Source organism: Pseudogemmobacter bohemicus, assembly GCF_003290025.1.
In the GTDB taxonomy this organism is placed as follows: Bacteria; Pseudomonadota; Alphaproteobacteria; order Rhodobacterales; family Rhodobacteraceae; genus Pseudogemmobacter; species Pseudogemmobacter bohemicus.
In genome coordinates, this window is sequence record NZ_QNHG01000002.1 from 498,130 (window position 1) to 520,787 (window position 22,658).

Sequence of the window (22,658 nt, forward strand, 5' to 3'; positions counted from 1 at the left end):
GCGGTGCCCGCCGGCATCCGGACGGTGCTTTGGCAACGGTTTCCGGGCTGACGTCCGGCGATCCGGGTCCCTGATCGGGTCGGAGACCTGTGCGAGCCCATCTGAACCCTACGAATCCAGCCACTAGCGGCGGCGGCGGTGATCTTTTGGTCACCAGGCGGTAAGATATGAGGCCATAATTAAATCCGATCCGGCCATATTATCCTGAATTTATGGGCAGACCCACTCAATAAATCTGTTGATCGGTAAAATTAAGGCAGTATATAGGACCTATATGCGCGTTCGGACCCGGTTTTCCGATTCGCGCCACCCATCCATGTGCCTCAGGGCACCGAGAACCCCAGCCGGATCGTCCCAACGATCTCCGCCAGACACGCCCGGGCCCGTCGCCTGTCCGGAGCCGTTTGCCAGGACTTTTGGGCGATCTCGACCATGGCGGCAGGGGGATGACGCGAATGAACCAGGAACCGGCGCAAATCGGGCTTTATGACCGCGATCCCGACAAAAGCAGCTGTGGCGTCGGGTTTCTGACCCGCAAGGACGGCCTTCAGACCCATGAGATTCTGACCCTCGGCCATGAGGCGCTTTGTGCCGTGCCCCATCGCGGGGGCATGTCGGCCGAAGGGGTGGGCGACGGCGCCGGCGTGTCGGTGGATCTGTCGCTCGGCTTCTTTTCAGCGCTGACGGGCGCGGCGCTGGAACCCGGGGCGTTCGGCGTCGGGAACTTCTTCCTGCCCGATGAGACCGCACAGCAGGCCCGGGCGGAAAACCTCATCGGAGAGGCGCTGAACGCCCAGGGCCTCGGCACTCTGCTGCTGCGCGACGTGCCGGTGAACAATGCGGTGCTGCGTCCGGCGGCTTTGCGCTGCCAGCAGGCGATCCGGCAATGGGTCTTTGCCGCGCCGGAGGGTCTGCGCGGCGCGGGCCTTGATCTGCGCATCCACCGCGCGCTGCTGGCGATCGAGGCGGAGGCCTATACCGACCCCGCGCTGGCGGGGCTTTACCCCTTGTCGCTTTCGGCCAGGATGCAGGTGCTGAAGGGGCGGCTCAATTCCGATGAAATCGTGCCGTATTTTCTGGATCTGATGGACCCCTCGCATGGCGTCCACACCCTGTATTTCCACACGCGGTTTTCCACCAATACCGACCCGCATCCCTCGATGGCGCAGCCCTTCCGCTTCATGGCGCATAATGGCGAGCTGAACACCGACAAGAAGAACCGCCTGTCCGAGGCTGCCGTCGCGCGGGCGAAAAACAGCAATATCACCCGCCCGAAAGGCCAGTCGGACAGCTGCCGGCTGGATCAGACGCTGCAGGCCCGCGTGGTGGAGGACGGGCTGGACCTCGTCACCGCCGTCGTCTCGATGATGCCGCCGGCCTGGGAGAATGACGACACGCTTTCGCCGCAGGTGCGGGCGATGCTGGAATATTTCTCGCTCTATGAGGAGAAGAATGACGGCCCCGCTGCGCTGATCTTCGGCGATGGCCAGATCATCGGCGCGCGGCTGGACCGGCTGGGCCTGCGCCCGCTGCGGGTGGTGGAGACCGCCGATTACCTCGCCGTGATGTCCGAGGCCGGGCAGATCGCCTTTGCCCCCGACAGCGTGCTGGCGCGCGGGCGGATCGAGGCGGGCGGGATGCTCTATTATGACCACGCCGGGCGGCGCGCTTTTGGCACCCATGAGGCGCTGGAGATGCTGGCGGCGCGGCGCGATTATACCGAACTCCTGACCTCGGCCCGCACCCGTCTGGCCGATCTGCCCGAGGTTCCGGCCGAGCGTCAGGGCAGCCCGCTGCGCTATTCCGGCGATCTGAACCGCCATGCCCGTTACGTCGCCTATAGCCACAACCAGGAGAGCTTCCGCTTCCTGATGGACCCGATGCTGGCAACCGGGGCCGAGAAGGTCTCGGCAATGGGATATGGCAATGCGATCAACGCCTTGTCGGATAACGAAGGCGGCGTGGCGAAGTATTTCAGCCAGCGCTTTGCCCAGGTCACCAACCCGCCGCTGGACAGCATCCGGGAAGCGGATGGGATGACTTTGCGTGTGGCGTTTGGCGCAAAGCCGGGTCTCGGCGGCCAGGTCGCGCCGCAGATCGTGGTCGATACGCCGATCCTCTCGCATCTCGATATGCTGAAAATCCGCGAACAGGCGGCGACGCCGGTCGCGCGGTTCGAGATGCTTTATGAGCCGGTCCTTGGCGATGCAAAGGTCAATCAGCAGGCGCTGACCGGCGCCATCGACCGTATCGCGGGCGAAGTCGCGGGCTTTGCCGGCGCGCAGGGCGGCATCGCGATCCTCTCGGACCGGCATGTCAGCTCGGGCCGCGCCGCGATCCCGATGACGCTGATGGTCTCGGCCATCAACCAGCGCCTGATCGAGGAGGGGCTGCGCCTCCGCGTTTCGCTGATCGTCGAATCCGGCCAGATCTCCAGCTCCCATCACATCGCCTGCGCGCTCGGGTTCGGGGCGGCGGCGGTTTACCCGCTGGGCGTCCAGTTCCGCGCCGAGGAGAAATATGGCGCTGAGGCCGATAAGGCCTTCAAAAAATTCGCCAAAGCTGCCGAGAAGGCGCTGATGAAGACCATGGGCAAGGTCGGGCTTTGCACGGTGGAAAGCTATTCCGGCGGCGAGTTTTTCGAGCCGAATTTCCTCGACACCAATGATCCGGTGTTTCGCCGCTATTTCCCTAATGTGAAAACCCCGGTGGGGGGCGTGACCTTTGACGTGGTGGCCCAGGCCGTGGCCGACTGGCATGCCCGCGCGCTGCATGTGTCGCGCGAGGATGACATCCCGCTGCTGGGTCTGTTCAAGGAACGGGCCGAGGGCGCGGGCCACAGTTACGGCACCACCGCCGTGCGCGGTTTCGTCGACATGACGGAAGAGGCAATCAGCCAGCCCCAGGGCACGGAAGAGGTTGATCCTCTGCGGCTGATGACGCTGAACCGGCTGGAGGATGCGTTCGGCATCTCGGATGAGGGCTATACCAATACCAGTTTCGACCGGCTGACGCCGGAGCGGATCGACGCCTTCCGGGTGACGCCGGGCTATCGCAGCTTTTCGCGGATGATGGCCGAGGAGCGCGCCCGCCGCCCGGCGGCTTTGCGCGACGTGCTGGCCTTTCCGGCCGATGTGACCCGCGCGGCCTCGCCCGGGGATTTCCGGCGCGAGATGAAGAAGTTCAATCGCAAGGGGAATAACAGCTTCCTCGTGCGGGGCGTGTATTGCGCCGATCTGAGCGCGGGACGGTTCCGGCTGGGCCTGACCGGCATACCGGACTTTGCGCGGCTGGATGCCTTGTCGCAAAGCCTGATCCAGCGTTTCGGGCCCGAAATCACCGGCCACTGGCTGGAAGGCACTGCGCTGATGATCGAGGCGACGGGCGAGGCGCAAAGCTGGCTGTCGCGGCTGCGGCCTGCGCCCGAGGCGATTGCGCTGGATCAGGTGCAGCCCGCGCATCAGATCACGCCGAAACTGGCATCAGGTGCGATGTCGCATGGCGCGCTGGTTGCGACCGCGCATGAGGCGGTGGCGCATGGCACCAATATGGTCGGCGGCATGTCGAATTGCGGCGAGGGGGGCGAGCATATCTCGCGCTATGGCACCATTCGCGGCTCGAAGATAAAGCAGTTTGCCTCTGGCCGTTTCGGGGTCTGGGCGGGCTACCTTGCCGATCCGCAACTGGAAGAGATCGAGATCAAGATCGGCCAGGGCGCGAAGCCCGGCGAGGGCGGCCAGCTGCCCGCGCCGAAGGTCACCGTCGAGATCGCCGCCGCGCGGGGCGGCACGCCGGGGGTGGAGCTGGTCTCGCCGCCGCCGCATCATGATACTTACTCGATCGAGGATCTGGCGCAGCTGATCCATGACGCCAAATCCGCGCGGGTGCGGGTGGTGGTGAAGCTGGTTTCCTCGGAAGGGATCGGCACGATTGCGGTCGGCGTCGCCAAGGCGGGGGCCGATGTGATCAATGTCGCCGGGAATACCGGCGGCACCGGCGCGGCCTCGGTCACCTCGCTGAAATACACCGGCCGCGCGGCAGAGATCGGCATTGCCGAGGTGCATCAGGCACTGAGCGCAAACGGCTTGCGCGATCTGGTCACGCTGCGCTGTTCGGGTGCGCATCAGACCGGTTCCGATGTGGTGAAATCGGCGCTGATGGGCGGCGACAGTTTTGAATTCGGCACCACGGCGCTGATGATGCTGAAATGCGTTATGGCGAAGAACTGCAATATCAAATGCCCCGCCGGTCTGACCACGAACCCCGAGGCGTTCGACGGCGATCCGCGCGCGCTGGCGCAGTATCTGCTGAACATCGCGCATGAGGTGCGGGAGATCCTCGCCTCGCTGGGTCTGCCGTCCCTTGAGGCCGCGCGCGGACGGGCAGAGCTGTTGCATCTGCTGGATCACCCCGCTTCGGTCGGGCAGCTGGATCTGCGCGCGATGCTGACCGAAGTGCCCAGCCTGCACATCGAAAACTCGGTCCGGATGCCGCGCGATTTCGCGCTGGATGATGCCTTTATCGACCTGTTGCGCCCGGCGCTGGAAGAGGGGGCGATGCAGATCGACCTTGGCGGCAATCTGGTGCTGAACAACCGAAACAAATCGGTCGGCGGCCAGCTGGCTGTCGATATCGAACGGATGCTGAACCATGAGGGCCATGCGCCGAAAGCCAGCCTGAAGGATGACCGCGGCCGCCGCTATCTGCGCCCCGGCACGGTTCGGATCACGACGCAGGGTTCTGCGGGCCAAAGCTACGGCGCGTTTTGCAATGACGGCATGGTGATGACCCATACCGGAACCTGCAATGATGGCGTCGGCAAGGGGCAATCCGGCGGCGAGCTGGTGGTGAAAAGCCCCGGTGGCGGATCTGACAGCGCGGGCGGCAATGTGCTGATCGGGAATTTCGCGCTGTTCGGGGCAACCGGCGGGCGGCTTTTCGTCGAGGGTCAGGCCGGCGACCGGTTTGCCGTCCGGAACTCGGGTGCGACGGCGGTGGTCGAGGGCATCGGCGATTTCGGCGTCGAATACATGACCAATGGCGCGGTGCTGAACCTTGGCGATTTCGGCAAGGGCTTTGCCAATGGCATGTCGGGGGGCTTTGCCTGGCAATATGATCCCTACGACCTGTTGCGCGCCAGGGTCAGCCATGATTCCGTGGTTCTGGGGCGGCTGGATGGCTCTGACGCGTCAGAGATCCATGCGCTTGCAGTGCGGCAATTGCTGGAATGGCACCATGTGGCGACCGGCTCGGCCAAAGCGGAATGGCTGCTGGCGAACTGGGCGCAGGAACAGGTGAACTTTGCCTGGGCCCTGCCGCGCGCGCTGCTGCAATACCAGGACGCGGATGAGATCCTGCGGGCAAAACCGCGCAAGGATCTGATCGAGGAGCTGGGTCAGGCGCTGGTCTCGCATCAGATCAGCAAGCTGAAAAAGGCCTGGCGCGCGGGTGTTCCGGTCTTGCGCGGTCAGGTGCCGGGTTATGGCGAGACCGATACAGAACAGATGTTCGCCCTGCTCAATCAATGGACGGTGCTTGAGGCGGCGCAGGCGATAGTGATGCAGCGTCTGCGCACGAATGCCGATACGCCCGAGGCCCGCAAGGCGGCAAAAAACCTGATCCTGACCGAGGATTTCGCGCTGATGACGCGGCTGTTGAAACAGGCGCGGGCGGCGGTGACCGATTACGCGGATGCGGAACTGGCGGCGCTGGTCGCCGGCAAACGGCTGGGCGATTACAAAGAAGCGCTGTCTTTGCGCAATATCCTCTCGATGGACAGCCCGGGCACCTATGGCTGGATCCTCGACCAGGACCGCAAGAACCGCCGCATCCTCGGGCAGATCCCCTCTTTCGAGATGCTCTTCGCCCGCAATTCCCTTGCCGATCTGACCGGAGCCTGAGACCCATGCGCCTTCCCTATATCCCCGAAGATGCGCCGTTCAGCGGTGATCAGCGCGCCTGGCTTTCGGGCTTTCTCGCGGGTCTGCATTCGCGCCAGGCGATGGGGGCTGTCGCCGTCGCGCCAGCCGTCGGGGCGCGGCCGAAAACGCTGGTGAATGTGCTTTACGGCACCCAGACCGGCAATTCCGAAATGCTGGCCGAAGAGGTTGCGACCCGCGCCCGCGCCATGGGGTTCGACGCCCGTGTGCAGCCAATGGATGATGTGACGCCCGACGCACTGGCGGCGATGCGGCACGCGATCCTGATCTGCTCTACCTATGGCGAGGGCGAGATGCCCGACAGCGCCGCGCTCTTTTGGGACGCGCTGACCTCTTCCGCCGCGCCCCGGCTGGAGGGGCTGCATTACGCGGTGCTGGCGCTTGGCGATACCGGCTATGACGGGTTTTGCCAGGCCGGCAAGCTGATGGATACAAGGCTGGCGCAGCTGGGCGCGCAGCGGATGGCCGAGCGGGTCGATTGCGACATCGACTTCGAGGCCCCGGCCAATGCCTGGATCGCCGCCACGCTGCCGCTGATCGGCGGAAAGGCCGAAGCGCTGGTGGCAAGCACCGCCCCGGCCGGGGCAAAGCCGGGTTACAGCCGCAAGGCACCCTTTGCCGCCCGCCTGGCGGTCAACCGGCTTTTATCGGGCGCGCACTCGTCGAAAGAGATCCGGCATTATGAATTCGACCTCGGCACCTCGGGGCTGAGCTATGAGGCTGGCGATGCGCTTGGCGTGGTGCCGGTCAATGACCCAGGCCTGGTGGCTTCGGTGCTGGAGCAGGTCGGGGCTGGCCCTGACACCCTGGTTGCGGGCCAGGACCGCCCGTTCGGCACTTTGCTGACGGATGCTTTCGAGATCGTCACGCCGTCGCGCGAGATGGTGGCGGCGATCGGCGCGCGGGCCAATGACGAGGCGCTGAGCCATGTCCTTGCCGGCGGCGACCGGGAGGCGCTGGACGCCTGGCTCCGGGATCGCGACCTGCTGGATCTCCTCAGAATGCTGCCGAAGGGCGGCATGGATGCCGGCACGCTGACCGGCCTGCTGAAGCCGCTGCAACATCGCGCCTATTCGATCTCATCAAGCCCGAAAGAGGCGGCGGGATCGGTGCATCTGACCGTCGCGTCAGTGCGCTGGAGGGCCGAAGGCCGCGCCCATGGCGGCGTCTGTTCCACCTTCCTCGCCGACCGCGCCGGTGAGACGGCGGGGATATTCGTGCAGCCGAACAAGGCCTTCCGCCCGCCCGTCGATGATGAGGCGCCGATGATCATGGTCGGCCCCGGAACCGGCATCGCGCCCTTTCGCGCCTTCCTTCAGGAACGCCGGGCGCGGGGCGCGAAGGGGCGCAACTGGCTTTTCTTCGGCGATCAGCACCGCGAGAGCGACTTCATCTATGATGGCGAATTGTCGGGGATGGCAGAGCAGGGCCTGCTGACCCGGCTGGATCTGGCTTTCTCACGCGATCAGGCCCAGAAGGTCTATGTCCAGACCAGGATGCGGGAAAATGGCAAAGCGCTGTTCTCCTGGCTTGAGGAAGGCGGCTGTTTCTATGTCTGCGGCGATGCGACCAGGATGGCGCGCGATGTGGATACCGCCCTTCACGAAATCATCGCCACCCATGGAGGGCTCGGCCCCGAGGCCGCGACCGACTATGCCAACGGCCTGAAACGTGCGAAGCGCTATCTGCGCGATGTATACTGACCGGAGGCATTACCAGGGCTGGGGCCAGGACTTGCGCCAGGGCTGGGGCACCGAACGCGGATAATGCCTTATGGCGATGCAAAAGACCGGCCGGGATTGCCCTGGTCCTGCCAGAGCCGCAGCCATCGCGCCGCCTGGGCCCCGGCGCAGCCTGGCCGGGCTGGCCGCAAGCGGCGCGGCGCTCTCTGAATGGGAGGCCGGGGTGCTGACCCTGCTTATGCCGATATTCGCGCGGGTTTCGGGCGCCACCACCGGCCGCCATGCCCTGATCAGCGAGCGCGGCGCCTATGGTCCGGTGCGACTGGCCGGGCAGTGGCTGGCGATTTGTGCTGCGGCTGATTGCGGGCCGGGGCGAGCGGCTGGTGATACGCGCGGCCGATCCGGCGCGGCGCCAGCCCGCCGGGCTGCATCTGTTCGACGCGGAGGGGCGGCTCCGCCACCGGCCTGAGATCGCCGTATCCGAGGATCTGATCCTTCTGGCCTCGCTTGATCGGGAACCCGGCTGCGGGGCGCCGCCGGATATTCCGGCAGAGGATCTTGCCCCCGTTACGCGGCCCGCCCCGATCCCCGGGATCCACCGCGCCCGTCCGGCTGGCGCGGAATGGATGTCCGTGCGCCTGGCCTCAGCCCGCATCCGGCAGCGCGAAGGCGATCACATAATCGCCCCGATCAGGGGATTGCCGCGCGCCGCCGGCGACCACGATGATATATTGCCTGCCGGTTTTCGGCGACACATAGCGCATCGGATTGGCCTGGGCGCCGACCGGCAGCGGGCCTTTCCACAACTCTTCACCCGTCGCCATGTCGATGGCGCGCAGATAATAGTCCTGGGTCCCGGCATAGAAGGCGATGCCCGAACCGGTCACCACCGCGCCCGACAGCGTCGGCATCCCGATCGGCACCGCAAGGCCGGGGCGGATGCCGCCAGGGCTGATATCCTCCAGCGTGCCGGCGGGTTTCTGCCAGACCAGTTCCGGGATTTTCAGGCTGATCGCGGCAAAGACGCCCCATGGCGGTTGCTGGCAGGGCAAGCCGGGGAACGAGTTGAACGTCTCATGGTCGATGACAAAGGGCGTCCCCACCATCGGACAGGTCGAGCCGACACCCTGGCCAGAGCTCAGCGCCTCGAAATCAACGCCTTCGGCAGGGGGCAGTGTCACCACCTGCGGCATGCGGATATCGTTGAGGAAGAGGTAACCCGAGGCGCGGTCCAGCGCGGCGGAACCCCGGTTGAAACCGCCATAATAGCCCGGACAGATCAGCGTCGACTCCAGCTGCGGCGCGGTGAATTTCCCCTTGTAGTTCAGCTTTCTGAAGGCGATGCGGCAGGAAAGCTGATCGAAGAAGGGGGTGCCCCCATATCCACCTCGGTCAGGGGCGCTGCGCCGAAAGCGGCATCCCGGACGACGAGGGCCGGGTGGGCGCGACATAATCGCCAAAGGCCACTTCTTGCGGCACCGGGGGCTCTTCGACCACCGTGACCGGCGCGCCGGTGCGGCGGTAGAACATGAAGATCTGGCCGCGCCTGGTGATCTGACCAAGGGGGGCGTGCCGTCAGGCAGGTCGTAAAGCGTCGTTGCGAGCCGATATCGTAATCCCAGATATCGTGATGCGCGGTCTGGAACAGCCATTTGTCGCGGCCCGTGGCCAGATTGACCGCCACCACCGCCGAGGAATATTTATCCGTCAGCGCCGGGCGGTCACCGCCCCAGAATCGGGCTGCTGATTGTCATCCGGCAGATAAACGAGGCCAGGCGCCTCATCCACCGCCGGATGGGTACACATATTCGGGGTCGATCGGGTATAGGCCTCGCCCTCGGGCGGCAGTTTCGCAATCGCGGGATTGCCCAGATCCCAGGCACAGACCAGCGCATCAGTGTCTGCCGAGAAGGCTCGCACCACGCCCGAGGGCTCGTCCAGCGCACGACCGTCAAACACCCAGCCGCCGACCACGATCAGATTGCCCACAACGGCCGGCTGCGAGGGATAGGCCCAGGAGAAGCGCGGCCCGAATTTCACATCGCCGATCCCGACCATCATCGAGACTTTGCCATCCTGGCCGAAATCGCGGCAGATCGCGCCGGTATTGGCATCATAGGCGATCAGGTCCGCATCCATCCTGGCCTGGATGATGCGGCGCGAACACAGCGCGCCCGGGGCCGGAGCGATACGGGTCTCGCCCTCGGCCGGATAGACCTTCGTGACCTTCGCCGCCTCGTAAAAGGCCACGCCGCAGCAGCGGTTCCAGACGGTTCTGGTGTTTTTCAGCTCTTCGCGATGCTTCTATTTTGCGGCCCGATATCGACATCATCGGCGATGATCTCGGAGGTGGGCGAGCAGTAAATACAGCTTATCGCCGACCTGGATCGGGGTGTTTTGATCCTCGGAGGCGCCGGTCGCCAGCGCGCCGGTACGCGCCTGCCAGGCGATTGTCAGGTCAGACACATTCTTTTTGGTGATCTGGTCAAATGGCGCATAGCGTGCGCCATCGAGGTCATAGCCATATTGCGTCTGGTTGACGGAGCCGTCATTGACCATCGACACCGCATCCGGGACGGGCCCTGGCGGTGATCACGCCATGTTCGAGGAAGGCGGCAGAGGCACCGAAGACCAGCGCCAGCGCAGATACGCCCGCCACCGCGAAAGACGGCAGCCGCCGGTCATCAGCGGATTGATCAGCCCGGCGATCAGCCCCATCACGAGGAAGGGCGCAAGGTGCGGCACCAGCGCTCAGTAATTCGCGCCCGCCTCCCAAAAGGCCCAGGCGACGGTGCCAAGGGTGACCAGCGCCATCACAAGCATCGCGACCGGTTTCCTGAGGATGTTCAGCACCCCCGCCACCACCAGCCCGGCGCCGGCGATCAGGTAATACCAGCTGCCGCCCAGCGAGATCAGCTGAGCGCCTCGCATCGCCAGCCAGAGCCCGGCCAACACCATCAGCGCCCCCGGCAGCCAGAAGACAAAACGACGCCCGCCCGGGCCGCGCTCCCCGGGATCAGAGAGTTTATCCATGAGTGTCCTCGTTGTTCCCAGTGTTCCGCCAGGACGTGCCGCCAGAGGCTCTTTACAGGGTCAGTCTGGAACGGGGTGCATCATAAGACCGAAACCATACCGTTTCTTTAATGAAAATCGGAACGGATGAAAAACACTTGGTCGCAGCATCCGGGCCCTCGCGGTCTTGCGTCAGAGGCGCATCCCCGCCCCGGCGCGGCCGCCCTCCTGCGCGCGGGCAGGGGTGACGCCGAAGGTGCGCTTGAAGGCGGTCGAGAAATTCGCCGGGCTGGAATAGCCGGCGATAAAGGCGGCCTGGGCCACATTGGCGCTGCCCCGGCTCAGCGCGGCAAAGGCCGCCTCCAGCCGCTGCGCGCGGATGAATTCGCCCGGGCTGCAATCGAGCTGCCGCCGGCAGAGCCGTTGCAAACTGCGCAGCCCGAGGCCGCAGGCGCGGGCCAGCGTCTCGGGACCCAGATCGGGATCGCCCAGATGGCCGGCAATATAGCCCGCCAGCACCGCGATTTTCGGATCCGGCCGCGCGCCCTCGGCCGGGCGCGGCGCGGCCAGTGCGGGCTCCGCCGCCTCCAGCGCGGCGCGGTACAGCTCGATCCCGCGCGACATCAGCACCAGATTGCCATGGCCGGGCCGATGCGCGTAATAGCTGCCGCCCCGGTGGTCATCGGCGATTGCCTGGGCCAGCGCCAGCATGGCCGCATCGGGGCGCCATTGCCGCCAGGAGATGCCGCCCGAGGGGCTGTGCCGCATCTCCGCCCCCATGCCGTTGACCTCACCCGCATGATCCAGCCAGTCGGGATCGGTGGTGATCGCCAGCTTGATCAGCGGCTGGCCATAGCTTTCCAGATATTGCAGTTCTGCCTCGACCCCGATCCGCAGCAGAAGCGCCCTGGGGCCGGGATCGCCGGGGATCACAGTCGAGAGCAGGAACTCGGTCTCATTGACGCGAAAGCGCTGATGGCCGTTCAGCATCAGAAGCAGCATCTGTTTGGGCGTGATCCTGGCCGGGCCAGGGTCTTCGACCCCGTTCACCGTTTCATGCATGACGCCGATCCTCAGATTGCCAGGATAGCGAAACACCGTCATCTCTGTCCTCCGCGTCTGGCCGCGCCGCCATCCTGGCGCCCCGCCAAACAAGATTGTCGCCCGGTCAAAGCTCTGCCGCATGGAGCAGTGGCCCCGAGTTCTATAATAATCGTGTAAAATACTCAACAACTCTCCCCTCCGGCAAAACGGGGGCGGAGAAGATGTGCCGAAGGACGAAAGGGACAGTTCATGGCAGGCGGCAAGATGCTTCACCGCGCAATGGGAATTCTGCTGACGACCAGCGCACTGACCGTGCTGGCGCCGGTTGCGCAGGGGCAAACCACGGAAAATCTCGGGACGGTGGTGCTGGAGGCGACGGGCGGCTATGCGGCCGGAAAATCGCGCGCGGGCACCAAGACCGAGACGCCGCTTGAGGAAACGCCGGCCTCGGTCTCGGTGGTGACCGAAGAGCAGATCGCAGATCAGTCGTCGAAATCGGTGGCCCAGGCGCTGCGCTATACGGCGGGCGTCACTGCGGAATATCGCGGCGCCTCGAATATCAGTGACGAGGTCTATATGCGCGGCTTCGGCTATGTGCCGCGATATGTGGACGGGCTGTCCTTTGGCGGTTCGGGGCAGCAGATCGACACCTGGCTTCTGGAAAGCGTGACGGCGGTGAAAGGGCCGGCCTCGCTGCTTTACGGCCAGGCCAATCCGGGCGGGCTGATCGACAGCACCACCCGCAAGGCGAATGGCAGCACGATCAACCGGATCGGCTTCTCGACCGGATCCGGATCACGGGCCGAAGCGCGGTTCGACTTTGCGCGGCCGGTCGAGGGCACCGACTTTTCCTGGCGGCTGGTGGGGATCGCCGCCCAGGCCGATACCCAGGAAGAGGGGCTGCAGACCCGGCGCCTGTCGCTGGCGCCCTCGTTCCGCTGGACGCCGACCGATGCCACCTCGCTGACTGTCTTCGGCATGTATCAGCGCGAGCCCGATGCCGGTTACCGCAATTTCCGTGAATATGCCGGGACGGTGGCACCGACCGCCTATGGCTTCATCCCCGCCGATTTCCTCGTTGGCGACCCGGATTTCGAACTCTCAAGCCGCACCTCTTATGCGCTTGGATTCGAGCTGGAACACAAGATCTCGCCCAATCTGACCCTGCGCAGCAAGGGCCGCGTCTCAAGCGGGGAATGGACGCAGCGCACCCTGGTCTGGGGCGCGCTGGCGGCGGATGGCCGCACGATCTCGCGCACGGTGACCGAGAGCTGGTCGGATACGCGCCAGGCCTCGCTTGACACCCAGGCCGAGCTGAAATTCACCACCGGCGCGGCAGAGCATCTGCTGCTTGCGGGCTTTGATATCCAGTATACGCGCGGTCATTCGACCAGCAGCTATGGCGCCGCAGTGGCCCCGATCGACTGGACTGATCCCAGTTCCGGCGCGATCGGCACCATCGGTGCCCCGCGCGGCACCAGCGACACCCTCAGCCGGGTGCGCCAGCAGGGCCTTTACCTCCAGGACCAGATCACCTGGGGCGGGCTGCATGTCCAGGCCGGGCTGCGCTATGACTGGGCCGAAAACAGCGCGGTCAACAATCTGGCCGGCGCCACCACCAGTTTCGATGCCGAAGCGCTGTCCGGTCGCCTTGGTGCGCTATACGAATGGGGCAATGGTTTCGCCACCTATGCCAGCTATTCTACCTCGTTCGAGCCGGTGACCCAGGTGCCGCTGGCCGGCGAGGATGCGTTCAAACCGACCGAGGGCGAACAGGTCGAGATCGGCCTGAAATGGGTCAACAGCGATGAGACGCTTTCGGTGACTGCGGCGCTTTACGATCTGCGCCAGCTTAATGTGCTGAAAGCGGTGCCGGGCACCTCGCCCAGCCGTTTCGAGCAGGTCGGCGAGGTCCGCAGCCGGGGGTTCGAGCTTGAGGCCCAGGGCCGCGTCAGCGACGCTTTCTCGCTGATCGGTGCCTATTCCTATAATGACTCGCGCATCCATAAATCCACCAATGCCAGCGAGATCGGGCTGCGCAATGACCGGGTTCCGGTGCATCAGGCCTCGCTCTGGGGCAAGTATGAATTCGACAATGGCTGGGATCTGGCGCTTGGCCTGCGCTATATCGGCAAGAGCTATGACCGCACCAATTCCTGGAATGCGCCCGGCGTGACGCTGATCGACCTGGCGGTGGGCTATGATGTCGGGCAGCTGGACAGCCGTTACGAGGGGCTGAGGGCGCAGCTGAACGTCTCGAACCTGGCGGATGAGTTCTATGCCGCCTCCTGCGCCGGTCGTTATGCCTGTTTCGTCGGCAACGAGCGGGTGGTGACGCTGGGCCTTGATTACCAATGGTAAGCTGCGGGGTCAGAATGGGGCGGGGCCTGCTTGCCTCGTTCCTTATCGCCGTCACTGTCTTCGGCCCGGGAAACACCCGGGCTGAAGACCTGTCCGGGCCGCTGCTGGAAACCGGAATTCCGGTGACCGCGCCGCTGGCGGGGGGGGCGGGCGTTTACCGTATCACCGCCAGCCCGGGCGATTATATCGCGGGCGAGATCCAGGGCAGTGGCGCCGCCCTGACCGCCGATCTTCTGTTCCCCGATGGCAGCCATTTCCGCCGCATCGCCGAGGCGGCGACCGGCAGGACGCGGTTTCAGATCGTCTCGGAAAGCGAGGGGCTTTTGCTGCGGATCAGCGGCAGCGGCACTGCCCGGGTGCAGATCGACGCCCGCGTGACGCCGGCGGACCAACAGCCGGCGCCTGCCGCCTATCTCAGCCCCCGCATCGAAGCGCTGGCCGATCATCTGGCCGCCGGAGGCTCTGCCGAGGCCTTCTGGCAGGAGGTCGCGGCCCAGGGCACGCCGCTGGTCGAGACCATTGACGGGCAGAGCGTGATGACCTTTCTTTGGCGCGGCGCCTCGCGCAATGTGCGGCTGCTGGGCGGGCCTGCCAATGACCATATCTGGCTTGCGCGTCTGGCGGAAAGCGATGTCTGGTTCGCCAGTTTCAAAGTGCCCCCGGCCACCCGCCTCGCCTATCAGCTGGCGCCGGATGTACCCGATATTCCCGGCACGCCCCGCACCCGGCGCGGCGCGCTGCTGGCGACGGCGCAGGTCGATCCGCTGAACCTGAACCCGGCGCCCGGCAATGCACCGGACCGTTTCGCGCTGGAATCGACCATTGCCCTTGCGGCCGCGCCCGAGCAGCCCGGGACGCCCCCGGCCCCGGATGCCGATCCGCTGATCACCAGCTTTACCTTTGCAAGCACGCAGCTGGGGAACAGCCGCGAGATCACCATCAGCCATCCGCGCGGGCTGGACCCCTCCGACCCGCAGGCGGTGCTTTTGTTCCTTTTTGACGGTGAAAAGGCGCTGAGCGAGATACAGGCGCCGCAGATGCTGGAGACGCTGACCCGCGAGGGGCGGTTGCCGCCGGTGGTGGCGGTGCTGATCCCCTCGATCGACACCGAAACCCGCTCGCGCGAATTGCCGGGGAATGACGCTTTCGCCGATGCCCTGGCACGCGAGCTCTTGCCCGAAGTGCTGACCCGCACCGGTCTGCGCCACGACCCCGCCCGCACCGTGCTGGCCGGAGCCAGCTATGGCGGCCTTGCCTCGGCCTGGGTGGCGATGCGCCATCCCGAGGCTTTCGGCAATGTCCTTTCAATGTCGGGCTCGTTCTGGTGGGCGCCCGAAGGCGCAGATACCGACGGCACGCCCTTTGTGGCGGCCAGGATCGCCGCTGCCCCGCCGCTGCCGCTGCGGTTCTTCCTGTCGGCCGGGACATTCGAGACCGGGCGCGAGGCGACTGCCGGCATCCTGGAGACTTCTCGCATCTTGCGCGACACTTTGCGGATGAAGGGGAATACCGCGCTTTGGCGCGAATATGCCGGCGGCCATGATTATGTGATCTGGCGCGGCGCGCTGGCCGATGGGCTGATCGCGCTGTTCGGGCAATAGCGGCGCTTTATGCCGGCCCCCGGGCGGGCCGGTAATCCACCGCCTGTTCGGATCGCAACGCCACTGGCACCAGATCCGCCGCGGCCAGATCGACGATCAGCAGGGCCTCTCCTCTCGCGCCGGCACTGGCCAGCGGCTGACCGTCCGGCCCGGCAATCACCGACAGGCCGCCAAAGGTCAGATCCCCCTCGGGGCCGACAAGATTGGCATAGGCGACAGTGCAATTCCCTTCAGAGGCGCGGGCCGGCACCAGGATGCGCTGCACATGTTCGAACCCGGCCGGATTGGCGGTTGGAACAAGGATCAGCCCGACGCCCGCGCGCGCCAGCGCCCCGGCATGCTGTGGGAATTCAACATCATAGCAGATCAGCATCGCCAGCCGCCGCCCCTCAAGGCTGAAGACCGGACAAAGCGTGTCACCGGGAAGAAACGAGCTCCGCTCCATCGGGCCGAAGAGCTGGATCTTGCGATAATGCGCCAGCACAGCGCCATCGGGGCCGATGGTGGTGGCCGCATTATAGACCCTGTCACCGTCGCGCTCGGCCCAGCCGAAACAGAGACCGCAGCCCTGCCTGGCCGCCTCTGCGCGAAGCCTGGTGACCCAGTCTCCGTCCAGTGGCTGCGCGAGGCTTTGATGCAGATCGGGGCGGTTATAGCCCGGCAGGATCAGCTCTGGCACCAGCAAAAGCCGTGCCCCCGCCGCCGCAGCCGCCCGCAGCTGCGTACAAATCGCCGAAAAAACCGCCTCAATGTTTCCATTGCCAGGCGTCGCCTGCCAGAGTGCCAGCTTCATCCGGGGCCTCCTGCCCGTTACTCTCGCCCAAGCCTGCCCCAGTTTGCTACACTCTGCAAATCATCAGCCAGAAAACCCGGTGACCATGACCTCTGACAAGCCTGTAACCGCCTTTGGCCCGGATTTCCCCTTCGCCTATGATGACTGGCTGACCCATCCGGCCGGGCTGGGTGCCATCCCGGCGGCGCGGCTTGGCGAGAAGGTCGCTGTGATCGGGGCAGGGGCCGCGGGCATCATCGCGGGCTATGAGCTGATGAAGCTGGGCCTGCACCCCGAGATCTACGAATCCGGCAAATTCGGCGGCCGGTTGCGGTCAGAGCTGTTCGAGGGCACCGATGATGTCATCGCCGAGCTGGGCGGCATGCGGTTCCCGGTCTCGTCGCGCGCCTTTTACCATTATGTCGATCTGCTGGGCGTCGAAAGCCGCCCCTTTCCGAACCCGCTGACCGAGGCCGCCGGCTCGACGGTGATTGATATCGAGGGCGAGACGCATTTCGCCCGCAGCCTCGACGATCTGCCGCAGCTTTACCATGAGGTCGCCGCCGCCTACCGCGCCGCGCTTGAGGAACATGCCGATTTCCAGGCTCTGACCGAGGCGGTCCGCAACCGCGATGTGGTACGGCTCAAGGCGCTGTGGGATCCGCTGGTCGCGAAATGGGATGAGCGGACATTCTACGATTTCGTCACATCGTCCAGCGCGTTCCAGGCGCTTGGCTTCCGCCATCGCGAGGTCTTCGGCCAGGTCGGGTTCGGCACCGGCGGCTGGGACAGCGATTTCCCCAATTCGATGCTTGAGATCCTGCGCGTCAACCTGCTCGAACTGGATGACCATCAGCGCTATATCGTGGGGGGTGTCGAGGGGGTGCTGCACCGGCTCTGGCAACAACCCGCGAACCCGGCGCATTGGCCCGGGGGCACCACGCTGGCCGGGCTGAATGGCGGCGCGACGCTGGGGCGGGCTGTGCGGATCGCGCGCGGCGCCGGGGCTGGCTTCACCGTCACCGATCAATGGGGGGTGGCGCGCGAGTATCCGGCGGTTCTGGTCACCTGTCAGAGCCATTTGCTGACCACTTCGGTCGCGGTGGATGAGGCGCTGTTCGACCAGAAGCTCTGGATGGCGCTGGACCGCACCCGCTATATGCAGGCGGCAAAAACCTTTGTCATGGTTGACCGGCCCTTCTGGAAGGATGCGGGCCCCGACGGCCGCCCGCTTCTGTCGATGACGCTGACCGACCGCAACACGCGCGGCACCTATTTCTTCGACAATGGCTCCGACCGGCCGGCGGTGATCTGCCTGTCTTACAGCTGGATGACCGATGCGCTGAAAGTGCTGCCTTACGGGCCGGAAAAGCGGGTCGAACTGGCGCTTTCGGCGCTGGAGCGGATCTATCCCGGCGTCGATATCCGCAGCCATATCCGCGGCAATCCGATCTGCGTCAGCTGGGAGGCGGATGACAATTTCCTTGGCGCTTTCAAGGGCGCGCTTCCGGGGCATTACCGCTATAATCTGCGGATGTATGGCCATTTCATGCAGGCCGATATGCCGCAAGGCCAGCGCGGGATCTTCCTCGCGGGCGATGGCATCAGCTGGACGCCGGCCTGGGTCGAGGGGGCGGTGCAGACGGCGCTGAACGCGGTCTGGGGGATTATGACCCATTTCGGTGGCAAATCGGACACCGCCAATCCCGGCCCGGGCGACCTTTGGGAGGTGCTTGGCCCGGTGGCGGCTGAAGAGCCACAGCGGCGGGGCTGAGGGGTCAGGGCAAAGTCAGCTCGGCCTCGCCAAGCGGGGCGAGCAGTGCGGCGACCTCTTCCGCCGGCACCGCGCCCGGGGCGTGGCGCCAGACCGGGCGGCGATCCTTGTCGATCAGCTGGGCGCGGACGCCTTCGCCAAGATCGGTTGCCCCTGGATCGGCCGCGCGCCAGGTGAAACGGTATTCGTCGCGCAGGGCGGTCCGGATACCGGCCCCTGCCGGAAAGCCGCGCAAAAGCGCCAGCGATGCGGCCATCGACAAGGGCGAATTGCGCGCGATGGCCGCCGCCGCCTCATCCGCCCAGCCGGCGCCGGTCGCAAGCAAAGCGAGGCGGGCGGCTTCGGCATCCTGCCCCGACAGTGCCATGTCGATCTGATCCGCCTGGGCCGCAAGCGGGCTGTCAGAGGCGGGCAGGGCGGCCTCTGCAAGGATGCCGGGCGCCGCCCCGTCGCAAAGCGCCGCGATCAGCGCGGGCCATTCGGCCCCGGCGATCACATGATCGGCGAAACCGGCGTAAAGCGCATCACCCGGCCCCATCCGCGTGGCGGTCAGCGCGAGAAAGGCGCCGAGATGCCCCGGCGCCCGCGACAACAGCAGGGTGCCGCCCACATCGGGGATCAGCCCGATATTGCATTCGGGCATCGCCATCCGTGTCGAAAGGCCAATGATGCGCGCCCTGACATGGCAGCCAAGGCCGACACCGCCGCCCATGACAAAACCCTGCATGAACGAGATGACCGGCTTCGGATAGTCTGCCAGCCGCGCATTCATCCGGTATTCATCGCGCCAGAAGCTGCGCCCCGCCTGCGCGTCTCCGGCCATGCCTGCGCGCCAGACGGCGGCCACATCGCCGCCAGCGCAGAAGGCGCGTGCCCCTGCGGCGTCGATCACGATCCGGGTGACGGCAGGGTCATCGGCCCAGGCGATCAGGGCGGCGTCGATCACCTGCACCATCGCATGCGTCAGCGCGTTCAGCGCCTGCGGCCGGGTCAGCGTGATGCGGCCGGCACAACCCTCAATACGGCAATGGACATGGGGGCTGTCACTCATCTTGCGGTCTTTCCAGGGTGGTTTTCCATCAGGCACGGGACCAGGCGCCCTCGGGCACCAGCGAGAGAGGGTCGGCGGGGCGCTCACCCGGGGGCGGATCAAGCGCGGCCAGCGCCGTCACCTTTGCCGCCCATGCCTCAAGCAGCGCCGCTCGGTCTTCGGCGGAGATGCGGGGCACGCCATGGCTGACAAAGGGCGGCGCCACCTCGAAGCCCATATAGTCCAGCGCCAGCCGGCTGATCGGGCGCAGGATCGCGTCGATCGGGCCATAGACGCCATCGGGGGCGAAACGGGCCGGGGTGCCGCCGGTGGTGACGGAAAGCACCGCGCGGCGCCCGCGGAACAGGCCGGTGCCGAACCGGGCACCGTCGACATAGGCAAAGCCGTAAGCCATCACCCGGTCGATCCAGCCTTTCAGGATGGCCGGCGGGCCGCCCCACCAGAGCGGGAATTGCAGGATCAGCAGATCCGCCGCCTCCAGCCGGGCCTGTTCGCGGGCGATCTCGGGGGCGAAGCCGGCATTCCGGCAGGCATTGGCCTGTTCGGACTGATAGTGAAACCGGTCGGGATCGGCGGCGGCGGTGAAATCATGCCAGCCCGCCGCCGGGTCAAACCCCTCGGCGCAAAGGTCGGACAACACGACCTGATGCCCCGCCGCCCGCAAAGCCGAAGCCGCGCGGGTGCTGAGCGCCTGGTTGAACGAGGCGGGTTCGGGATGGGCGGTGACGATCAGCACCGATTTGGCTGTGCCCCCCATCAGAAACCCACCTGATCGCCGCCCTTCAGGCCCAGCATCGCGCGCGCCTCGGCGGGGGTGGCGATCTGCAGGCCCAGCCCCTCAAGGATCGCGCGCGCGCGGGTGACCTGTTCGGCATTGCTTTCTGCCAGCCGCCCCGGCCCGGCCCAGAGCGAATCCTCCAGGCCCACACGGATATTGCCCCCCATGGCGGCGGCCATGGTGATGACCGGCAGCTGCGCCCGGCCCGCACCCAGCACCGACCAGTGATAATCGGTGCCGAACAGCCGCTCGGCGGTGCGGCGCATATGGGCGACATCCTCGGGATGGGTGCCGATGCCGCCCAGGATGCCGAATACCGATTGCACGAAGAAGGGCGGTTTGATCAGGCCCCGGTCGGCGAAATGCGCCAGTGTATAAAGATGCGCGGTGTCATAGCATTCCACCTCGAAGCGGGTGCCGTTATCGGCGCCGATCTTCAGGATGGTCTCGATATCGGCAAAGGTGTTTTTGAACACCCGGTCGCGGGTCGATTCCAGATAGGCCGGCTCCCAGTCGTGGCGGAAGTCTTTGAAGCGGCCCAGCATCGGATAGAGGCCGAAATTCATCGACCCCATATTCAGCGAGGCGACTTCGGGCGCGAACCTCGCCACCGGCTGCATCCGTTCCCCGACCGTCATGGTCGGAGCGCCGCCGGTCGTGAGGTTCAGCACCGCATCCGAGCGCTGGCGGATAACCCTGAGGAAGGGCTCGAACAAAGCCGGGCTCTGGTCAGGGCGCCCATCTTCGGGGTTGCGGGCATGGAGATGGATGATCGCCGCCCCCGCCTCGGCCGCGCCGATGGCGGCATCGGCGATCTCTTCCGCAGTGACCGGCAGATGCGGTGACATCGATGGCGTATGGATACCCCCCGTCACGGCACAGGTGATGATGACCTTCTTTGCAGGTGCCGCCATGGATCAGACCCCCTTTGCCAGCAAAGCTTTGGCGGAACCGCCCACGACCTGGCGGATCACCGTATCCGGCACGCCGGCGTCGATCAGATCCGAGACGATCATGCGGAACCCATCGACCGGCTTTGGCGCCTGGGTCAGGCCGAGATCGGATCCGAGAATGGTCATCTCCGGCCCTGCAAGGTCGATCAGATGCACCAGATCGGCGGTGATGTGCTGTCTTGCCCGGCTGGGAATGAACATGCAGATCGAATGTTCCATATAGACACCCATCGCGACCAGCGCACGAATATCGTCATCCGAGCAGCCGATCAGATAGGTCGGATGGTTCACCATCATCTTCTGAACGCCGCGCTTTTTCGCCTCTTCGAACATCAGAAGCTGTTCGGTCACTGGCAAATGGCCGCCCGCAAGAATGATATTGCCGCCCGCGATCAGGTCGAGGCATTTCAGCAGATCATCGGTCAGCCTTCCATTGGCATCGACCCCCGACAGCGGCACCGGCGGCATCATGGGGCGCGCGGTTTTCGGAAAGCTTTTGGCGGCATAGGCCTCGATATGGTTTTTCGCCGAGAAGGTCGGCATCCAGACGATCTGACCGCCAAGCGCCACGCAATGTTCGACCGCATAGGGGTTGATGCCGCCAAGCGCATTGTTCAGCGCGACGCCGGAGTAAAGCCTGATCTTTTTGTCGGGGAAAACATCGTTCAGCACCGCGACATGGTTCATGCCGGGATAATAGTGATCCTTGTAGAGCAGCACATCGAAGCCCGCCTCTTCGGCCGCTTGCATCGCCTCGGTATGGCCCAGGATGCGGGGCATGGCGGCGGGGCCGGAATGGCAATGCAGGTCAACCGCGCCTTGCAGCAGGCGGGCGACATGGGCGGTGCGCTCGGCCGTCATCTCGGGCAGCGCAACGATGGTGGGCAGGGGGGAAGTCACGTCGGCCATGATTGGTCCTTTCAGTTTGCGCCTTTGCGCACATCGGCAAGGGCCTTTGCCGCGCCCACGCGCAGAAAGCCCTGATCAGAGGAGGTGATAAAGACAGAGGCCCCCATTTCACGGTAACGGCCTGTGTCTTCGGTGCCGCCGGACATGATGGCAACGGGTTTGCCGTGCCGTTTGGCGGCTTCCATGATGCGGGTGCAGGCCTCGATGATCTCGGGCGCTTCCATGCCGCTGGCGCCCATGGCGACGGTCAGGTCGCCCCGGCCGATGAACGCGGCATCCAGCCCGGGGGTCGAAAGGATTCCGTCCAGATCGTCCAGCGCCCCGGGATCTTCGATCATGGCGATGAAAACGGTTTCGGCATCGTGCTTTTCCACATGGTCCCACAGGCCGAGGCCACCAAAAGCGCCGGCGCGGGTGGTGTTGGAAAAGCCTCGTTTGCCGCCGCGATACCGGCAGGCGGCAGCCATTTCCCGCGCCTTTTCCGCCGAGGAGACATGCGGGACCAGCACTCCGGCCGCCCCGTCATCCAGCACCGACAGGATACGCGAGGCCACCGGGTCCGAGACCCGCACGAGGCCCGCGATACCCGCAGCCCGCGCGCCCAGCAAGGCGGTGTCGATGGTCACCCGGTCCCATGGCGCATGTTCCTCGTCCAGCACGACGAAGTCAAAACCCAGCCCGCCCAGAAGCTCCACCGCATGCGGGATCGGGAATTTGCAGAATGTGCCGATCAGGGGTTCGCCGGCCAGCAGGCGGCTGCGAAAAGCGGGGGTGTCGGTCAT

Annotated in this window: 16 protein-coding genes and 1 pseudogene; 5 read left to right on the forward strand and 12 right to left on the reverse strand. The window is 65.5% G+C overall.

The window, feature by feature from the left end:
* The first annotated feature begins 455 nt into the window (after nt 1-455).
* Entirely contained in the window at nt 456-5,900 is a 5,445-nt protein-coding gene (locus DRF71_RS10495; RefSeq protein ID WP_112310502.1) for a glutamate synthase-related protein, read from the forward strand.
* A 5-nt stretch (nt 5,901-5,905) separates the two neighbouring features.
* Complete coding sequence (locus DRF71_RS10500) at nt 5,906-7,642, forward strand: diflavin oxidoreductase (protein WP_112310503.1); 1,737 nt, start codon at nt 5,906-5,908, stop codon at nt 7,640-7,642.
* Between the two features lie 623 nt (nt 7,643-8,265).
* Here DRF71_RS10500 and DRF71_RS27995 read toward each other — a convergent pair.
* The 6 genes and pseudogenes from DRF71_RS27995 to DRF71_RS10515 form a co-directional block, all read right to left on the reverse strand.
* Nucleotides 8,266-9,072 (reverse strand): PQQ-binding-like beta-propeller repeat protein, encoded by an 807-nt coding sequence (locus DRF71_RS27995; protein ID WP_198672146.1) that lies wholly within the window; start codon nt 9,070-9,072, stop codon nt 8,266-8,268.
* The gene (locus DRF71_RS28000; protein ID WP_198672147.1) at nt 9,014-9,151 is read right to left on the reverse strand and encodes a hypothetical protein; all 138 of its coding nucleotides are present in this window, start codon (nt 9,149-9,151) and stop codon (nt 9,014-9,016) included. The genes DRF71_RS27995 and DRF71_RS28000 overlap by 59 nt, the downstream gene beginning before the upstream one ends.
* Before the next feature lie 121 nt (nt 9,152-9,272).
* Nucleotides 9,273-10,180 (reverse strand): annotated as a pseudogene (locus DRF71_RS29620) (membrane-bound PQQ-dependent dehydrogenase, glucose/quinate/shikimate family); the annotation flags it as partial.
* A 33-nt stretch (nt 10,181-10,213) separates the two neighbouring features.
* Complete coding sequence (locus tag DRF71_RS28015; RefSeq protein ID WP_198672150.1) at nt 10,214-10,366, reverse strand: hypothetical protein; 153 nt, start codon at nt 10,364-10,366, stop codon at nt 10,214-10,216.
* 6 nt (nt 10,367-10,372) lie between these two features.
* A complete protein-coding gene (locus DRF71_RS28020; protein ID WP_198672151.1) occupies nt 10,373-10,654 on the reverse strand; it encodes a glucose dehydrogenase in 282 nt (93 codons plus the stop codon).
* 171 nt (nt 10,655-10,825) lie between these two features.
* Nucleotides 10,826-11,737, reverse strand: a complete 912-nt coding sequence (locus DRF71_RS10515; RefSeq protein ID WP_157971034.1) for a helix-turn-helix domain-containing protein — start codon at nt 11,735-11,737, stop codon at nt 10,826-10,828.
* A gap of 204 nt (nt 11,738-11,941) precedes the next feature.
* On the opposite strand from DRF71_RS10515, the gene DRF71_RS10520 reads away from it, so the two are divergent.
* Nucleotides 11,942-14,038, forward strand: coding sequence for a TonB-dependent siderophore receptor (locus DRF71_RS10520; RefSeq protein WP_198672152.1), 2,097 nt, complete (start codon nt 11,942-11,944; stop codon nt 14,036-14,038).
* A 14-nt stretch (nt 14,039-14,052) separates the two neighbouring features.
* Entirely contained in the window at nt 14,053-15,639 is a 1,587-nt protein-coding gene (gene fes / locus DRF71_RS10525) for an enterochelin esterase (protein WP_157971035.1), read from the forward strand.
* A 7-nt stretch (nt 15,640-15,646) separates the two neighbouring features.
* On the opposite strand, the gene DRF71_RS10530 is transcribed toward fes, so the two are convergent.
* Entirely contained in the window at nt 15,647-16,432 is a 786-nt protein-coding gene (locus DRF71_RS10530; RefSeq protein WP_112310508.1) for a carbon-nitrogen hydrolase family protein, read from the reverse strand.
* An 85-nt stretch (nt 16,433-16,517) separates the two neighbouring features.
* On the opposite strand from DRF71_RS10530, the gene DRF71_RS10535 reads away from it, so the two are divergent.
* Entirely contained in the window at nt 16,518-18,185 is a 1,668-nt protein-coding gene (locus DRF71_RS10535; protein WP_112310509.1) for a flavin monoamine oxidase family protein, read from the forward strand.
* 4 nt (nt 18,186-18,189) lie between these two features.
* Here the strand turns inward: DRF71_RS10535 and DRF71_RS10540 are convergent, their stop codons facing one another.
* From DRF71_RS10540 to DRF71_RS10560, 5 genes are read right to left on the reverse strand one after another with little or no spacing between them, the layout of a single operon-like run.
* Nucleotides 18,190-19,236 (reverse strand): enoyl-CoA hydratase/isomerase family protein, encoded by a 1,047-nt coding sequence (locus DRF71_RS10540; RefSeq protein WP_112310510.1) that lies wholly within the window; start codon nt 19,234-19,236, stop codon nt 18,190-18,192.
* A gap of 28 nt (nt 19,237-19,264) precedes the next feature.
* Nucleotides 19,265-19,993: an NAD(P)H-dependent oxidoreductase gene (locus DRF71_RS10545; RefSeq protein WP_112310511.1), complete on the reverse strand. Its 729-nt coding sequence runs from the start codon at nt 19,991-19,993 to the stop codon at nt 19,265-19,267.
* Nucleotides 19,993-20,928 (reverse strand): BKACE family enzyme, encoded by a 936-nt coding sequence (locus DRF71_RS10550; RefSeq protein ID WP_112310512.1) that lies wholly within the window; start codon nt 20,926-20,928, stop codon nt 19,993-19,995. Before DRF71_RS10550 ends, DRF71_RS10545 begins: the two co-directional genes overlap by 1 nt.
* A 3-nt stretch (nt 20,929-20,931) precedes the next feature.
* Nucleotides 20,932-21,876 (reverse strand): DUF6282 family protein, encoded by a 945-nt coding sequence (locus DRF71_RS10555; RefSeq protein WP_198672153.1) that lies wholly within the window; start codon nt 21,874-21,876, stop codon nt 20,932-20,934.
* Between the two features lie 11 nt (nt 21,877-21,887).
* On the reverse strand, nt 21,888-22,658 hold the full coding sequence (locus tag DRF71_RS10560; RefSeq protein WP_112310513.1) for an HpcH/HpaI aldolase family protein: 771 nt from the start codon (nt 22,656-22,658) through the stop codon (nt 21,888-21,890).